At 33.0% G+C, this 15,519-nt stretch carries 15 protein-coding genes; 6 read left to right on the top strand and 9 right to left on the bottom strand.

What is annotated here, in order from left to right; all coding sequences use genetic code 11:
- Positions 1-27: 27 nt before the first annotated feature.
- On the bottom strand, positions 28-3,087 hold the full coding sequence (locus CLU82_RS00050; protein WP_100844879.1) for a beta-L-arabinofuranosidase domain-containing protein: 3,060 nt from the start codon (positions 3,085-3,087) through the stop codon (positions 28-30).
- Positions 3,088-3,839: 752 nt separating this feature from the next.
- Here CLU82_RS00050 and CLU82_RS00055 point away from each other — a divergent pair.
- The 6 genes from CLU82_RS00055 (at position 3,840) to CLU82_RS00080 (ending at position 10,232) form a co-directional block, all read left to right on the top strand.
- Entirely contained in the window at positions 3,840-6,083 is a 2,244-nt protein-coding gene (locus CLU82_RS00055) for a DUF6055 domain-containing protein (protein ID WP_100841160.1), read from the top strand.
- 376 nt (positions 6,084-6,459) lie between these two features.
- Positions 6,460-6,831, top strand: coding sequence for a DUF1801 domain-containing protein (locus tag CLU82_RS00060; RefSeq protein WP_100841161.1), 372 nt, complete (start codon positions 6,460-6,462; stop codon positions 6,829-6,831).
- 356 nt (positions 6,832-7,187) lie between these two features.
- Positions 7,188-8,015: an AraC family transcriptional regulator gene (locus tag CLU82_RS00065; protein WP_100841162.1), complete on the top strand. Its 828-nt coding sequence runs from the start codon at positions 7,188-7,190 to the stop codon at positions 8,013-8,015.
- Positions 8,016-8,107: 92 nt separating this feature from the next.
- A complete protein-coding gene (locus CLU82_RS00070; RefSeq protein ID WP_100841163.1) occupies positions 8,108-8,668 on the top strand; it encodes a sugar O-acetyltransferase in 561 nt (186 codons plus the stop codon).
- 17 nt (positions 8,669-8,685) lie between these two features.
- The gene (locus CLU82_RS00075) at positions 8,686-9,147 is read left to right on the top strand and encodes a cyclophilin-like fold protein (protein ID WP_100841164.1); all 462 of its coding nucleotides are present in this window, start codon (positions 8,686-8,688) and stop codon (positions 9,145-9,147) included.
- Between the two features lie 44 nt (positions 9,148-9,191).
- Complete coding sequence (locus CLU82_RS00080) at positions 9,192-10,232, top strand: alpha/beta hydrolase (RefSeq protein ID WP_100841165.1); 1,041 nt, start codon at positions 9,192-9,194, stop codon at positions 10,230-10,232.
- 312 nt (positions 10,233-10,544) lie between these two features.
- On the opposite strand, the gene CLU82_RS20800 is transcribed toward CLU82_RS00080, so the two are convergent.
- The 8 genes from CLU82_RS20800 to CLU82_RS00115 all read right to left on the bottom strand — a co-directional run bounded on the left by CLU82_RS20800 (position 10,545) and on the right by CLU82_RS00115 (position 15,247).
- Positions 10,545-10,778, bottom strand: a complete 234-nt coding sequence (locus CLU82_RS20800) for an AraC family transcriptional regulator (RefSeq protein ID WP_255409727.1) — start codon at positions 10,776-10,778, stop codon at positions 10,545-10,547.
- A gap of 9 nt (positions 10,779-10,787) precedes the next feature.
- Entirely contained in the window at positions 10,788-11,066 is a 279-nt protein-coding gene (locus CLU82_RS20805; RefSeq protein WP_198520167.1) for a hypothetical protein, read from the bottom strand.
- A gap of 205 nt (positions 11,067-11,271) precedes the next feature.
- The gene (locus CLU82_RS00090) at positions 11,272-11,673 is read right to left on the bottom strand and encodes a hypothetical protein (RefSeq protein WP_100841166.1); all 402 of its coding nucleotides are present in this window, start codon (positions 11,671-11,673) and stop codon (positions 11,272-11,274) included.
- A gap of 106 nt (positions 11,674-11,779) precedes the next feature.
- On the bottom strand, positions 11,780-12,334 hold the full coding sequence (locus tag CLU82_RS00095) for a YceI family protein (protein WP_100841167.1): 555 nt from the start codon (positions 12,332-12,334) through the stop codon (positions 11,780-11,782).
- A 6-nt stretch (positions 12,335-12,340) separates the two neighbouring features.
- A complete protein-coding gene (locus CLU82_RS00100) occupies positions 12,341-12,724 on the bottom strand; it encodes a hypothetical protein (RefSeq protein WP_100841168.1) in 384 nt (127 codons plus the stop codon).
- A gap of 22 nt (positions 12,725-12,746) precedes the next feature.
- On the bottom strand, positions 12,747-13,589 hold the full coding sequence (locus CLU82_RS00105) for a DUF5777 family beta-barrel protein (RefSeq protein WP_100841169.1): 843 nt from the start codon (positions 13,587-13,589) through the stop codon (positions 12,747-12,749).
- Between the two features lie 7 nt (positions 13,590-13,596).
- Positions 13,597-14,001 carry a hypothetical protein gene (locus tag CLU82_RS00110; RefSeq protein WP_100841170.1) on the bottom strand — a complete coding sequence of 135 codons (405 nt, stop codon included), beginning with the start codon at positions 13,999-14,001 and terminating at the stop codon, positions 13,597-13,599.
- Between the two features lie 340 nt (positions 14,002-14,341).
- Positions 14,342-15,247 carry a hypothetical protein gene (locus CLU82_RS00115; protein ID WP_100841171.1) on the bottom strand — a complete coding sequence of 302 codons (906 nt, stop codon included), beginning with the start codon at positions 15,245-15,247 and terminating at the stop codon, positions 14,342-14,344.
- Positions 15,248-15,519 lie beyond the last annotated feature (272 nt).

The following is a 15,519-nucleotide window of genomic DNA, read 5'->3' on the forward strand; positions in this document are numbered from 1 at the left end:
AATTCTGAAAATTTTTAATTGATTAACCTATTCTTTTAGAGTAACATCTAAATAAACCGAATGGCGCCCGTAGGTATTATAAAAAGGCTTAAACACCACTCCATCGATAGCAAATTCTAACTTCTCAGGATTTCCTGTTATTGTTTTACTTATATCTTTAGCATCTAATGTTACTTTTCTCCATTCTTTAAGCGGCTCTTTTTCCTGAGCAGCTAGCAATATTGGTCCGTAAAATAAACTTGCCACATTTTGTTGGTCCATTACAGGATCAAGATGAAATTGAAATGGCATACGCAACTCTATTGTGTCACCGTTTTTCCATTTATTATTTAAAGTAAGATAGCTTCCTGGAACAGCCTTAACTTTTACATCCTTACCATTTATTTTTACAAAAAATCCTTTGGTTGCCCAAGAAGGTACACGTACATTAACATCAAACTTTCCTTCTCCTTTGATTGTCAAAAGTGTATGATCTTCGTTTGGAAAAGAAGTTGTTTGCTCTATAGTAACATTCTTTTCAGCCCATTTTAAAGTAGATGGTACATAAAGATTTACGTATAAAGCCTTGTTATCAATACTTTTGAAATAAATAGAATTTTGAAATTTTGTACTACTTTCTAAAGCTGTACCATTACAACACGTAAAACCATTCATTTTTGCATTACCAAATTGTTTTACTGAACCTGGTCGCAACGGAATATGATAGGTATTCGCAGGTGTATTCTCAGCTACTGAAGCAAGAATATCATTGTACAAACCACGCTCGTAGTAATCCATCAATTCGCCACGTTGCTCATAAAGAAACAGATTGCTTGTTAATTTCAACATGTTATAAGTTGCACAAGTTTCGTTTTGTCCTCCTGCAGAAAAACCGTTTTCATAAATTGTTGCTGGCTGGCTGATAAAACATTCTGCATTTGCAGGATTACTTGCTCCGGCAACTCCTCCGATACTGTACATATAATCGTTTGTAGTTTTGAACCAAAAATTATCGGCAATACGGTAATAATCAGGAGTATTCGAATCATGATACATTTCAAGAGCTCCCATAATTTGCGGGATGTGTTGATTAGCATGTAATCCGCGGAAAGTATCTACATTTTTAGCCAAACCGTTCGAATGTTTTGCATCGCCATAAAACACTTTGATGTTATCGAATATTTGAGCAACTTCCAGATATTGTTTCTCATTTGTTATTCTGTAAAGGCGAGCCATAGCTTCATTCATTCCACCAAATTCACCCGCAATATAAGTGTTCCACATACGAATTAGTGTCTCCGTTGGCAACTTACTCATGCGAGCGTGTACCCAGCTTCCCATACCTTCTGCAGTTTCAAGAGCCTTTTTATTACCACTTACTTCATAAACATCTAGCAAACCAGCAAGTATTTTATGTAAAGTATAGTACGGTGCCCAAATTTGTGTTTTTTGACCTCCATATTTTGCACCTTTTTCTAACATGATGAATTGATCTGGTGGATAAGCACTAATAAATCCTTTTCCCCAATTCCAATAATCGGTACGAAGTCCTTCGTTGCTCAAATCTGAATCATATTCAGTTTTACCTGGTCCAAAAGGCACTGCTGTAGGATCTGAAACAGAAGGACCTCCAGCCACTTTTGGTTGTCCAGACATTTGTTCCAATTGGTAAAGTGTATTTACCATATACTCCATCTTAGCAGCAAAATTGTCTTGCAAAGCTTTATCATAACCTGTACTTGCATATGCCTGAGCAATAGCTGTTAAATAATGTCCGGTAGCATGCCCGCGTAATTTAGTGTCCTGAGTATCCCATACTCCCAAGGCTTCTGCTCCTTTTGGCTGTTCTTGTCCAAAAGCATTGCGAAACATATAAAGAAAAGAATCCGGATTTGTCTTAGCAAGCGTTTTTATAAACTTATCACGATTTTCAATAAACTTCGTATTGTGTCCATGAAGATCAGCATTTAATGACACCTCATCCAAATTAAAGGCTGCAAGTTTAAGTTCTGGTGTCGCAGCATCTTTACCTTCTTTTACTATCACTAAAGCATTTGGTTTTAAGTCTGTACCTGCAATCTTTCCAGTTACAGTATATTGTCCAGCTTTAAGCACTGAAATATTATCTGTTGGAGCTGGCCAAATCACTCGTACCTCTGGCCCTACAATTCCATTTTTATAAACACCTTTCATATAACGTGGTAATCTTGGAAGAGTTCCTACTACCGTTTGCACTTTTACGTCAGTAACACTAGTCAGATATTGATTGTATAGTTGAGGAGTTGTACTTGGAAATTTTTCTAAATCACCAACTGGCTGTTCTGCTTCTTCTTCCTCATACCCATCATCTAAAGTGTTATGATAAATTTTCGCTATTTGCTTTTCATTTAAAGGAACTCTATACAACCTAAAATCATGTAATTTTGCATCTAAATAGGGATCTTCAGCCAAAAATGATTTTCCAATATAAAGCATGTTATTTTTAGGAGTATTCGCATCAAATAATTGTTCTAAATTAAGTTCCATGTTCTTTGCTGAACTTACTAAAGTACCATTTACATAAGTACTCAATGTTTTAGAAGGGATATCAATAACAACAACTATATGATACCATTTATTAGCTTCTAAATTTGGAGAATTGGTTTCATATTTTTTTCCTGTTTGTATAGCAATTTCAGTATGAAAACCAGTGTCTTTTTTATTACCTGTTGGAGCTACAAAAAAATGTGTCTTAGCATTTTTTCCAAAATCAAAAAAATGTTGACCGCTTTGTTCAGCACGCAAATAAATCCATCCAGATATGCTTAATGATTCTTCTCCTGCAAAAGCTTCGCTCGGCAATGCAACAAAACCTTTACTATCTGCCGACAATGAAAGTACTTTACCAAACTGCTCATCATTTATGAATTTCATATTTGATTCCAATATAGTACCGTGCAGATTATTTCTCGACCAATCTTTTACATCACCATCAAAAACATAGCGGGCAATCAGTCCAGTTTCTCCAATACCATCTAAAATCTGATCCCCATCTTGTGCCCAAAGAGCTGTTGAATTCATGGAACCAAAACCCAACATAGCGCAGATAATAAGTTTATGCATCTTCATAATTAAATCACTTTTTTCACTATTTATAAAACCTATATATTCAAACAAAAACAACACTATTAATTTGAAGAAATGTTTTAAAATTAAAATCAGAATATCTTCTTTTCGATAAGATTAAATTTCGACTTCTTTAATGTTCTTTAATAAATACATTTTTGTTTGAATATTAACATTTGTAAAATTAAAAGCATTTACCAAACCAATAGAACGGTATTTTATCCTAAACAAATACTATGTTATCTTAAATATACTGTTTTTTAAATTTTAAAGAATAAATTAAACAATGTCTGAAAGTCAAAATCAAGTACAGTGCTAAAATTAAATTAGTCACCCAACTAAATAATTTTCCAAATCTGAACATTAAAATCAATCCTTTTTTCTCAAATCTCCTTCAATTATTAGACAATTTCATTCTTCCAAACAAACAAAATGGCAGTGTTTAATATTTCTACATCTAATAAATGCTTTTCTTTTTATTATCAAACCTCTTAAATACCACCTAACTTAAATCATTAAAAAACAGGATAATATAGTATTACAATGTCATAATATTCATACTTTATTAAATTCTCTTTTATTATAATTTCACAAGTGTAAAAATAACACTATTAAAAATAAAGTACTACTACAAACCAAGTATTATTCTATAATTATTAGTGTCCTTATATAAATAAAACTAGCAATTTTTATAGCATCCTTTCAATTTTCAAATTGCTTATCCTTTTCATTGTAACCAATAAACCAATAATTATATGAAAACATTTTTATTACAAATTATGCTTTTTCTCAGCAGTTATTTCGCAATCGCACAGAAAACCCTCTTTACACCTACAGAATGGAGTGATCCTAATAATGAATTTTACAATAAAACCTCTAGTAGTAGAAGATACGAGTCTACTAATTTTGTTTTGTATTGGGGAGATAAGGTAGGTACTAATCCAGCTGCCTATTCAGACCCAGCGTTACGTTTTACTCCTAAATCGGTTGCAGACACATTAGAGTATTGTTTTAAACGCTACATAACAGATTTACATTTTGTAAGTAATGCCAGTACCAAAAATTTAGGAAAGTACAAAATCATTATCATGATGATGAATACCTGGAATTCTACAGATCCTCGTTTGGAGGCTTTCGCGCAGGCGAGTTCTTTTAGTAATACTATTGGAGCTATGTTTGTACATCCAGAAGCGACCAGAGATGGGGGTGCCTTATCTCATGAGTTTGCTCATACGCTACAAATGATGATGCAAATTCAGGAGAATCCAGGTAACGGAAACGCTTTTTCGGGTTACGATTGGGCAAGTCCATTTTATGAAGGTCATGCCAATTTCATGCGCTCACAAGCCTATGCTCAATGGGCAGAAATAGATGGAACTCTAACCCGATGGATACAAACCAGGCATTTCATGTGGTCCTCGAATCGACATCATTACACCAATTTTCATTTGATGTATTATGTGCAAGAGAAAGATGGATTTGATTTTACCAGAAGAATGTGGGCAGAATCTACAAACCAAGAACACCCGCTTGAAACTATCAAAAGATTAAAAGGTTTTACTCAGGACCAACTTAACGATTATCTATGGGGTTATGCACAACGTCAGCCTGCATTTGATTACCCTATTCAGTGGAACTCTCAAATTAATACAACTAGTAATTTTGGTAAAAAAATTAGAGAAGTCCATCAGGCAATTCAGAATTATATGCCTCGCTATACCAGCAGGCAATATACCCTTTTGACTAAAGTTACAGGAACAACCGATCAATTTTACACAAATAGCGATTGGGCTCCACAGGACTATGGAATGAATGTTATTCCTTTGTATCCAACATGTACAGGTACTGAAAAGAAAGTTACCATTAAATTTAAAGGCCACTCCGAAGTAAACCCAACACAAGCTGGATGGCGATATGGTTTTGTTACGACTAAAGCTGATGGTACCATATCACGTTATAGCCCCATGTACAAAACGGATGGAGAAGCCTCATTTACTCTAAAAACAGCAACTGAAGCCAACATTTTTCTAGTTGTATTTTCGGCTCCAAAAGTGCATGTAAATTATAATATGGATGAAGGATATCCGAAACAAAGAAGATATCCTTATGAGGTGAAAATTGCAAATGCAAAGCCAGAAGGATTTCAACCAGCAGCTGATTTTAGAAAATTCCTTAAAACAAACGGACACTTACATAGTAATGGTGGCGGATGGGTATCTAATACTGCCAGTGTAGCATCATCAGTATATGTTGGACCTTATGCAATTGTGTTAAATGGTACCCTTTCTGGCAATGCTCGTGTAGATGGATTTGCAATGGTTGATGGCGGAATTATCAACGGAAATGCCATAGTAAGAGATAATGGTTGTGTCTATAATGCAAACTTATCAAGTAGTGCCATTGTAGAAGGAAATGCGTGGATGGAAGGTGGTTCTGTGGCTAACACCGCTAAAATCAGAGGAAATGCCATGTTATTTGCTGGAAATTTTGGTGGCTCAGTTGTTGTAGGTGGTGATGCCGAAATAGGAAGCTGTTCTACTGCGGGAACCTACCTTCAATTCCCCTATTGGAGAAATGGCAGAGTTGAATGTGATGGAAAAGGTGCCAGCGATACTTCGAATATCGATATAAATGCCACGTTTACCAATTTTTCTGCTTCAACAATGGCATTTAGTACAACACCAACTTGTACCGTAACAGGTCTTACTGCTAAAAAAGAAGCTAAGGAGTCTGTTTTAGAATCTGATTATAGTCTAAGCATTTCTCCAAACCCAACAGCTGGAAATATAACAATTTCTTTTATGCAGACGCAACAAGAAAATGCTATTATATCATTATTTGATGTGAATGGCCGTAAACTAAAAGACATTACAAATCAAACCTATGACATTGGGAGAGCTACCGTTGAATATAATTGCAGTAATTTGACACCTGGTATTTACTTTTTTAATATTCAGATAGGTAATACTATTGAAACTAAATCTTTTATTAAAAAATAAGAAGAACTTTAGTTTAGCATTGATAATGAATAAAGAAGCCTAATTTTTTCAAATTAGGCTTCTTTTGTTTGTCTCATTGCTACAACTTATCATTACCAAAATGATATAGTAATGCGCTTTTATCATAACGTCTCGTTTTAAAATAACTATACAGATTATTAAATAAATCCTAATATATTTATACAAATATAGTTTTAGTCCTAAATCAACTATACAACTGGGTATTTATTGATGACATAAATTGCTTGGATAAGATGCAGTGAAAACAATACAAAAAACAATTTTATAAATTGGTCAAGGCTAAATTGCCTGCAAAATCAAGAAATACCTTGATTTAAATTAATACTGCTTCTAATAGCTTTAAAACAGAAAAAAAATGGTACAGCAGCTTCAAAACTATTATCTGAATAAAGAAGAGCCAAACAAAAGTTGTTTGCTTGCATTACGGAACATTATCCTTAATCAGGACGCACACATAACTGAAACAGTGAAATATGGAATGCCCTGCTTCTGCTATAAGAAAAAAATGTTTTGTTATTTGTGGACAAATAAAAAGACAGACGAACCATATATTCTTATGGTAGAAGGTAAATACCTTGACGATCCAGAATTAGAAGAAGGCAGCCGTTCCCGGATGAAGATTTTTAAAGTTAACCCAAACAAAGATTTACCAATAAAAAAAATTGAGAGCATTTTACAAAAAGCGTTGGACTTATACAGGACAGGTATAATTAAACTAAAAGATTGATTGATATAAAATTACATACGAATATTTGCAATGAAAACTCTCAAAAAAAGACATAAATGAAGTCCAAAGTCAAATCAATGAAACACCTGGAAAAACCCTTGAATAGAATCGCTCTTGAACTCGAATTTTGAAACCAGATAATTCAAAATTTGGTGCAAAAATGCATAAAATAAAACGGCTAATTTAAAAACTAAAAAATTGCACTAGAAACTTAAAACTGCCTAATGACAAGGTAAATAAAAGTTCAAAAACTTTAAATTGAGCTTTAAAGAAAGGTAAAATGAGCTTTACAGCAAAATAATTCAAGAATATAAATTGTATTTTTGCATGTCAATAAACTAATAATCAATTAAATAATGGAAGCACAACAAGAAGACAAATTAAAAACCATAGGCTATTCGGGAATATTTCTTTCGTGCTTCTCTGATTATAGCGAAAAGTGTATTCATGCAACGCCTGAACACGTTTTGGTTTACTTGTATTCGGGTGAACAAATTATTGAAGACAGAAACAAAAAAATAAAACTGCAGGCAGGTGATTGTGCCTTTATCCGAAGAGACCATCGATTGAAAATGTACAAAAATAGCAAAGGAGAAGATTTATATAAAGGTATTTCTCTAACATTCAAACGGAGTGTTTTGCGTGATTTTTACAGTAAAATGGACAAATCGGAAATCCAGAAAGAGGTAAAAGTTTCGGATAAAACCGTTTTTAAACTCGAACGAAATCCTGCAATAGAAAGTTTATTTCAATCGCTTACCCCTTATTTCGACAGCAATGTAAAACCAACTGAAGGTGTTACAAATTTGAAATTACTGGAAGGAATTTATGCTATTTTGAATAGTAATGAAGCGCTCTACCCTATACTTTTCGACTTTGCCGAACCTTGGAAAATTGATCTGTTAGAGTTTCTCAATAGTAATTATATGGAAGAACTTTCAATGGAGCAGATTGCCTCGTTTACAGGTAGAAGCTTAGCCACATTTAAACGGGATTTCAAAAAAATAAGCAGCCTTACACCCCAAAAATGGCTGATAAAAAAACGCTTAGAAATGGCTTACATCAAGCTAAAAGAAGAAAACAGAAAAGTACAAGATGTGTATTTGGAAGTTGGTTTTAAAAATCCTTCCCATTTCTCGACCGCATTTAAAAAACAATACGGCATTCCACCGACAGAAGTATAAAATTGAGCTTTACAGAAAAGCTATTTGAGCCTTACAGAAAACCATCTGTGAGGCTTTGTCTTTAAATTTGCATTGTAATAAATAGGGAAACAATGGAGACTAAAACAATTTTTGATCGACTAAAAAACGGTGAAACCATTTCATCAAACGACAATGAAGCGTATAAAATGCGTGAAGCTTCGTTTGAAACAAAAAAATTATTGGTTCAGATGAATAATTCAACAGATCCTGTTGAAATAAGAAACTTATTAAGCCAAATTACAGCAGCTGAAATTGACGAAAGCGTAACTGTATTTACGCCCTTGTACATTAATTACGGAAAACATACTAAAATTGGTAAAAACGTATTCATCAACTTCGATTGTGTTTTTTTGGATTTAGGTGGCATTACCATTGAAGATAATGTGCTAATAGCGCCAAAAGTCAGCCTGCTTTCCGAAGGACATCCTGTATCGCCTGAAGACAGACATTCGCTTTCTGTTGCGACTATTCTCATCAAAAAAAATGCTTGGATTGGAGCAAATGCGACTATTCTGCAAGGTGTAACTATTGGCGAAAATGCAATCGTAGCGGCAGGTTCTGTAGTTTCAAAAGATGTTCCTGATAATACCATCGTTGGTGGAATTCCGGCAAAAAAATTAAAAACAATTTAATTAAAACAGTAATAAAAATGAAAATTATATCTGCATTATTAGTGAGTTTCATCTGCGTGCAATTGTTTGCTTGCAGTAAAAACAATGAATCTGAGCCATTAAATAATGATGATACGAATACCATAAATGAATCGAAAATGAGAATAACAATTGGAGACAAAGTTTTTTATGTAACACTGAGCGATAATCCTACTGCCTCTGCTTTTAAGGCCTTATTGCCAATGACACTTACTTTGAGTGAATTGAATAATAATGAAAAAGTATATCATTTGAATACCACACTTCCAACCAATTCCAGCCCTGGCGGAACTATTCAGGTTGGAGATTTTATGTTGTACGGAAATAATGCTTTGGTTTTATTTTACGAGAGCTTTAACACTTCTTATACCTACACAAGACTAGGAAAAGTGGATGATATTTCTGGTTACAAAGTGGCTTTGGGAAGTGGAAATGTAACGGTAAAGTTTGAGTTGCAGTAAGACCAAATTTTCGAAAATGAAATTTTAACCTAATAATTTAGACAATGAAAAAAATAATAGCATTCGCAATAATGTTCCTGTTTACAGGACAAACATTTGCACAGAATAAAACTTCAAAATCAAAAAAAATGGAATCAAAAGAACATTATACTTTTCAATTAAGCGATAAAGTAACCCGTCAAAAAGTAAGCTTCAAAAATCGCTACGGCATCACACTTTCAGGAGATTTATATCTTCCAAAAAATGCAGGAAATCAAAAATTAGCTGCTTTGGCCATTAGCGGGCCTTTCGGAGCTGTAAAAGAACAATCATCTGGTTTGTATGCCAGTCAAATGGCAGAACGTGGTTTCGCAGTGGTAGCATTCGATCCATCGTACACTGGCGAAAGTGGCGGTGAACCGAGAAATCTGGCATCACCGGAAATCAATACCGAAGATTTTAGTGCAGCGGTGGATTTTCTTGGCATTCATAAAAATATTGACCGAAACAAAATTGGTATCATCGGAATTTGTGGTTTTGGAGGTTTTGCCTTAAATGCTACTGCTGTTGATAAAAGGATAAAAGCCGTTGCCACTGCTACGATGTATGATATGACAAGAGTAATGTCGAAAGGATATAATGATTCGGTTACTTTAGAACAACGCACCAAAACTTTAGAGCAATTAAGCGAACAGCGCTGGAAAGATGCCGAAGCAGGTACCTTTTCTTACGGAGCAAAACTAAATGCAGTCCTGAAAGGAAATGAACCTCAATTTCTAAAAGAATATTACGACTATTACAGCACACCTAGAGGTTATCACGAACGTGCTGTAAATTCTAAAGGTTCGTGGACGGCTACAACTCCAATATCTTTTATGAATATGCCTATTTTAAGCTACATTAAAGAAATTTCGCCAAGACCGATTTTAATTATTGCAGGCGAAAAAGCACACTCAAGATATTTTAGCGAAGATGCTTTTGCAATGGCTTCTGAACCAAAGGAATTGGTCATCGTTCCAAATGCTGTTCATGTAGATTTGTACGACCAGATTGATAAAATTCCGTTTGGTAAATTAGAAACTTTTTTTAAGGAAAATTTAAAATGATAAATGGAGTATGAAACGATCATATTTTAGTAAAAGGTGTATAGCAGGAGTTTTTCAACGAGAAATTAGATAATGCAAGAAGTTTTAACATTTTTAAACATGAAGAAGAATTTTGAATTAATGTAGACGTGAAGCATCTATTTATACCTATGGATGGATAGGTTTATTTTGGTATGTAAAGAAGCACCTAATATAATTGAAGGACGTTTAATTTTGAAATGGAAGATAAAAATGAGTCCTACACGGCTTTTATCCAAATAGAACTGCACAATAAATAGAAGAAATTATCTATAGCTTTTTTCAATAAAAAAATTAATTTAATTGTTGTTCCCTAAAAATATTTGGGGGCATTCCAACCTCTTTTTTAAACAAACGAGAAAAATAAGCCGCATTTTCAAAACCCAGCGAAATTGAAATTTCGCTAATGTTCATCTTTCCTTCTTTGAGTAAATTCTTAGCTTCCGAAATTAAATAAAGATGAATAATTTCCAGAGCCGTTTTTCCAGTTTCTTGTTTCAGCAGATCAGTCAAATAACGAGAAGAAATATTTAGTTTTTATGCCATATAATTAACCGTAGGCAGTCGCAGATCATTATTGTTTTTATCTTCAAAATAGGACGAAAGTAAATTATTAAACTTTGTAAATGTTGCACCAGAGAGCTCCTCACGATTAATGAATTGTCTTTTGTAATATCTTTGTGCATATTTAAACATCGTACTTAGATGACTCCAAATAATGGTTTTACTAAAGTCATCGGTATTGTTTTGGTATTCTTTTTCTATGGCAAACGCCAGATTCCAAATGGTTTCTTCTTCGCTTGGTGAAAAGTGCAAAGCTTCATTTACCTCATATTCAAAAAGGGAATATAAAAATTTCAGTTTTATCGGGATTCTATCCCAACATGTATTTCAGTTATAGATTCAAGATCTTAAAAACAGTTGTAATTAAAAATAAAGTAAAAGTTAAAAATATTTTTTACCCTTAAATTTAGGTTATAGTGCTCTAGAGATTGCTAGATACTCACTTTCAATTCTAATATCACACTCTTGTATGTAAATAAAAATATTTTAGAATTTGTTTAGGAGTATCTATAACTTCTCTTTGAACGTGGTCAAACCATTCTAGTTCTTCAGTAACTTCTGCACAGCATTCGAATTTTGAATTGAAAAAGTAGCTTTTGATGTTAATTTTTTCATTTATATTACAATGTTTTATCTCGACAAAAAATCGTTCAGTAAACATCAGATTTTTATAACAAACTAATACATGATTTCTTTCTTGCAAGCCTAAATGCAAAGCATTGAGTTTCTCTTTTGAAAATCCGTTATCAAACAAAAAACGATATACTAATCGAAGTGTGTATGATATATATGCGGAACTTTGCATTTCCATATCATCATTTACATCCTCTCCAGTAACAACATAATTTTTATAAATCATTTAAATTTTATTTAGAAATATTAAAAAAAGGTCAGCTTCTCACAAAACTGACCTATTTCAAATCAACAAAACATCTATTTAACTAATAACTAATGCATTAAAACAATTATTCAACCAATAAAAAATTGTAATTGATTTTTATTTTGTCAGCAATTTTATTTCTGACTAGGCTTGGTATTTCTATATCAAAATCTTCTGGTTTTACTTCAAATACCCCAATAACATTAACTCCGTTGGCAGCTTTTGAAACTTTTGCAATTACAGTTAAAGATTTTGTTTTTCCATGAATGGTAAAATCTCCTTTTAAAGTGAAATTTTTTGATGCATTTGTTACTTTAGAAATATCAAAATCTTCTATTTTACCTTTTAAAGTTGCTTTTGAAAACTTTTCAGATTCCATGTAATTTTCGTTAAAATGCTCCTCCATTAAGGCAACCTTAAACCGAAAACCTTTTATAAGAACCAAAGCTGCAAAATCTCCTGTTGATCGTTCTAAAACTGCAGACACACTTTTATTTTCCGCAGCAACTTCTTCATACGAAGGAACTGATGCCTGGAATTTTATACTGCCTGTTTTTGTTATCATTTTTTGCGCAAATCCATTTGTATTCACAACAGCAATCACCAGTAATACAAAAAAATTAATAACTGATTTTCTCATAAATAATTATTTTTCTTTTAGGCCGTCAGTATTCCATTTTACAATCAAATCAATATTACTTTGTGACATCCTTCCTCCTTGTGGCATAAGCCCTTGTTGTCCACTTTGTAATTGAATTCGGTTTAATAAACCTGCGGATTCCACTGCAACTTTCACCTCCGCATAAGTTGTTAATAATCTAAAAGAAGCTGATCTGCCGCTTGAATGACAAGTAACACAATTATTATTAATGATTGTTTTTACATCTTTATAGGTCGTCGTTACGGGGGCTGTTCCTGTCCCTGGTGTAGTGCCTGTTTCTGGAGTAGTCGAGATATCTTGATAGGTATCTGAATCACTGCAACTAATAAGTGTAGCTAGTAAAATTGTAAGTGCAATTGTTTTTTTCATAATTTATTATTGTTTATTTTTTTTAAAATACTCTGTATAAGTTAAATCCGAAAAAGAAATCTCCTTTGCCCCAATCTCCAGCGGCATTGGTAAGATATCCACTCTCGTTCATCGCCTGTGAATTGGTAAATAGTAGTTGAAAAACATGTCCTCCGGTTTCTATATCTAAACCTACAGACAATGGATTTTTGTAGAAATCAGGTTTATCAAAATTGTGCATGTACTCTAAATTAACAGACAATCGTTTTGTAATTTTATAACGACCTCCTCCTCCAAAAGAAAACTGGTTATCGCGTTCTATGTCTTGATTATAAAGGTTTTTATGCACAAATGACGGTATCAATTCTAATGATAGTTTTTGCCCCACTTTCCTTGATATTAACAATTGTTGTACAGTTGTGACACGGTGCTTAAATTCTAAACCAGGATATTGATCCTTTTCCAGAAATGTGTTAATATCCAACACACTATACCCAACAATGTCAACAGGAAAATTATCGTTTTGTCTCATCATTCTGTATTTCAATGAGGTCTCATACATTTTGTTTAAGGTATGTCTGGAAAGACTAACCGATAACCAATCTGTAAGCCCATAAATACCACCCAATTTTGTGGTAGCATTATCAAGACCAAAAAAACCATCAAGACCGTCTTTGACGCTACCAAAACGATGCGAAACCACAAAATAAAACTCTTTTTTGGCAGGCATTTTTGTTGTCTGTAATGTTACCAGCTGCAAAGCTTTAAAAGTTGCGGTAGCGTAACTATCCTTAACCTGTGTAGAATCAAGACTTTTTAGTAAATCATCTTGCGAATATGCGATCGTAGCCAAAAAAAGACAGATCGGGAGTAAAAACTTCTTCATAAATTGATTAATTGTTTTGTTTATTAATAGTGCATTGGTCTAGTTTAACTTCATTAAATAGTTCATCATAACCAATGCATTTGCCTTTAACTGTTACGATATTATTTTTTGCTTCACTTTTTATTTTTTGAGTGAAGAGACAAAAAACAGTATTTTCAAGAATGAGCACAGAATCTGTTTTTTTTGTTACTATGCCTTTTACTTCAATAGTTTTATTGAGATATAATGCATCTGCTTCTTTTGGATTTGAGTTATAATCTTTAAGTAATTTTGTCGCTGCAATGCTTAAATCTGGCATTTCTAATTCTATATTTCGGGCTTCCTTAAAGAGAAATCCGTAATAAAAATAAATGCCTGCAGAAGTCACTAACAACAAGGTCACAATTACAAATACAATTTTTTTTCTATTCATTTTTTAATTCTTTTGATGGGGTTCAATGGTAAAACAGTCTTGAAGTAGATTACCCTACCAAAGAATTGTTATTTTCTGAAAAATTAAAACGGGCACAAGATTTTTTCACAAACCCTATATTAAGAGCGTTACAATGAAACTCTAAAAACTAATTTTTAGAGTTCTTTGTAGCAAGAATGTTTCGATTTTTCTATAGAATTTATTAAAGTGTTTATTCTAATAAGTTGAAGAAAAATTAATCTGTGGAAAAAATAGTATTTCAAATTAGTTCAACAGAACATTGAACTAATTTGAAATATTTTGGCATTAAATAGACAAATCAGATAAATTCACTTAATATTTATATGGCAAGCGGCATATCTTTAACCGGTACAGGCCAAACACCTGGGCTAGGAAAACTAATTCCTTTATTAGCACCTCTTACCCCTGCATCTAGTCCAAAATAATACAAAGGCCAACCGTTGTAAACCAATTGCGATTTGCCAAATACAGTAATAACAGAAAACTTAGATTTATCAAGAATAGAAGGAACAACAATTTTGTTTGTTTCATATATTGGCCAAACCGAATTGTTTGAAAAATCTGCATTTGTGAAATTGTTCTTTTGGAAATTATCATTCATAAAAGAATATAATGTTAATCCTTTGCCATCTGTAAAGTAAGTAGTCAAGCCATCACCAACAGTATAATCTGACTTATAATTTTTTCCGTCATGACCTAAAAGCTGGCTTTTTACAATCATAATAGAATAATCTGGTTTTGCTATAAACCAAACACCACCAAATCCGTCTCCGGTTGTTTTACCTGCAGCTTCAGGTGTATTGACACCTCCGTTGCCATATCCATCACTTGCAGAAACTGGTGCATAATAATACAACGGCCAACCTTTATAAGTTACTTGTTTTTTACCTGATGTAGTGGTTATACTGGCAAAATCTGACAATGTTAATCCTGCACCTAATTTATCTGCTGTTAAATTATCTACAGAAAAAGCTGGCCATAAAGCTTCACATCCTCCTGTACAAGAAGCTTGTCCGTTTGCATCAGTCGCAAAAAAGTATAAAGACCTTCCGTTTTTATCAGACAAATAAGAACCCAATGTCGCACTTGTAGATAGTGCAATTTCTGTTTTTGCTACTGGAGGAGTGTTATTGTTAGTATCACTTTCTTTATCACTACTGCAACTTAGAAAAAATGTTGTTGCTACAACAGCAACTAATGCTAATTTAATTTGTTTTAATTTCATGGTTATTTTTAATTTAGTTTATATTTAAATGAGAAATAAACTTTACAGATTAGTAAAGTGTTTTTTTTTAATAATTATACATCAAGAAGCCCTGCTCCTTTTTTAATTTGCATTTTGTTTAATAATTTTCCGCTTTTATTTTTACGAACTGTTATGAAAAATATCAACTTGGAAGATTATCAAGTATTTTAATTGAATCATTTTTATTCTTTTGATAAAGTTCAATAGTAAAACAGCCTTGTAGTAGATTACCCTACCAAAGAATTGATTTT

This window comes from Flavobacterium sp. 5, from assembly GCF_002813295.1.
GTDB lineage: Bacteria > Bacteroidota > Bacteroidia > Flavobacteriales > Flavobacteriaceae > Flavobacterium.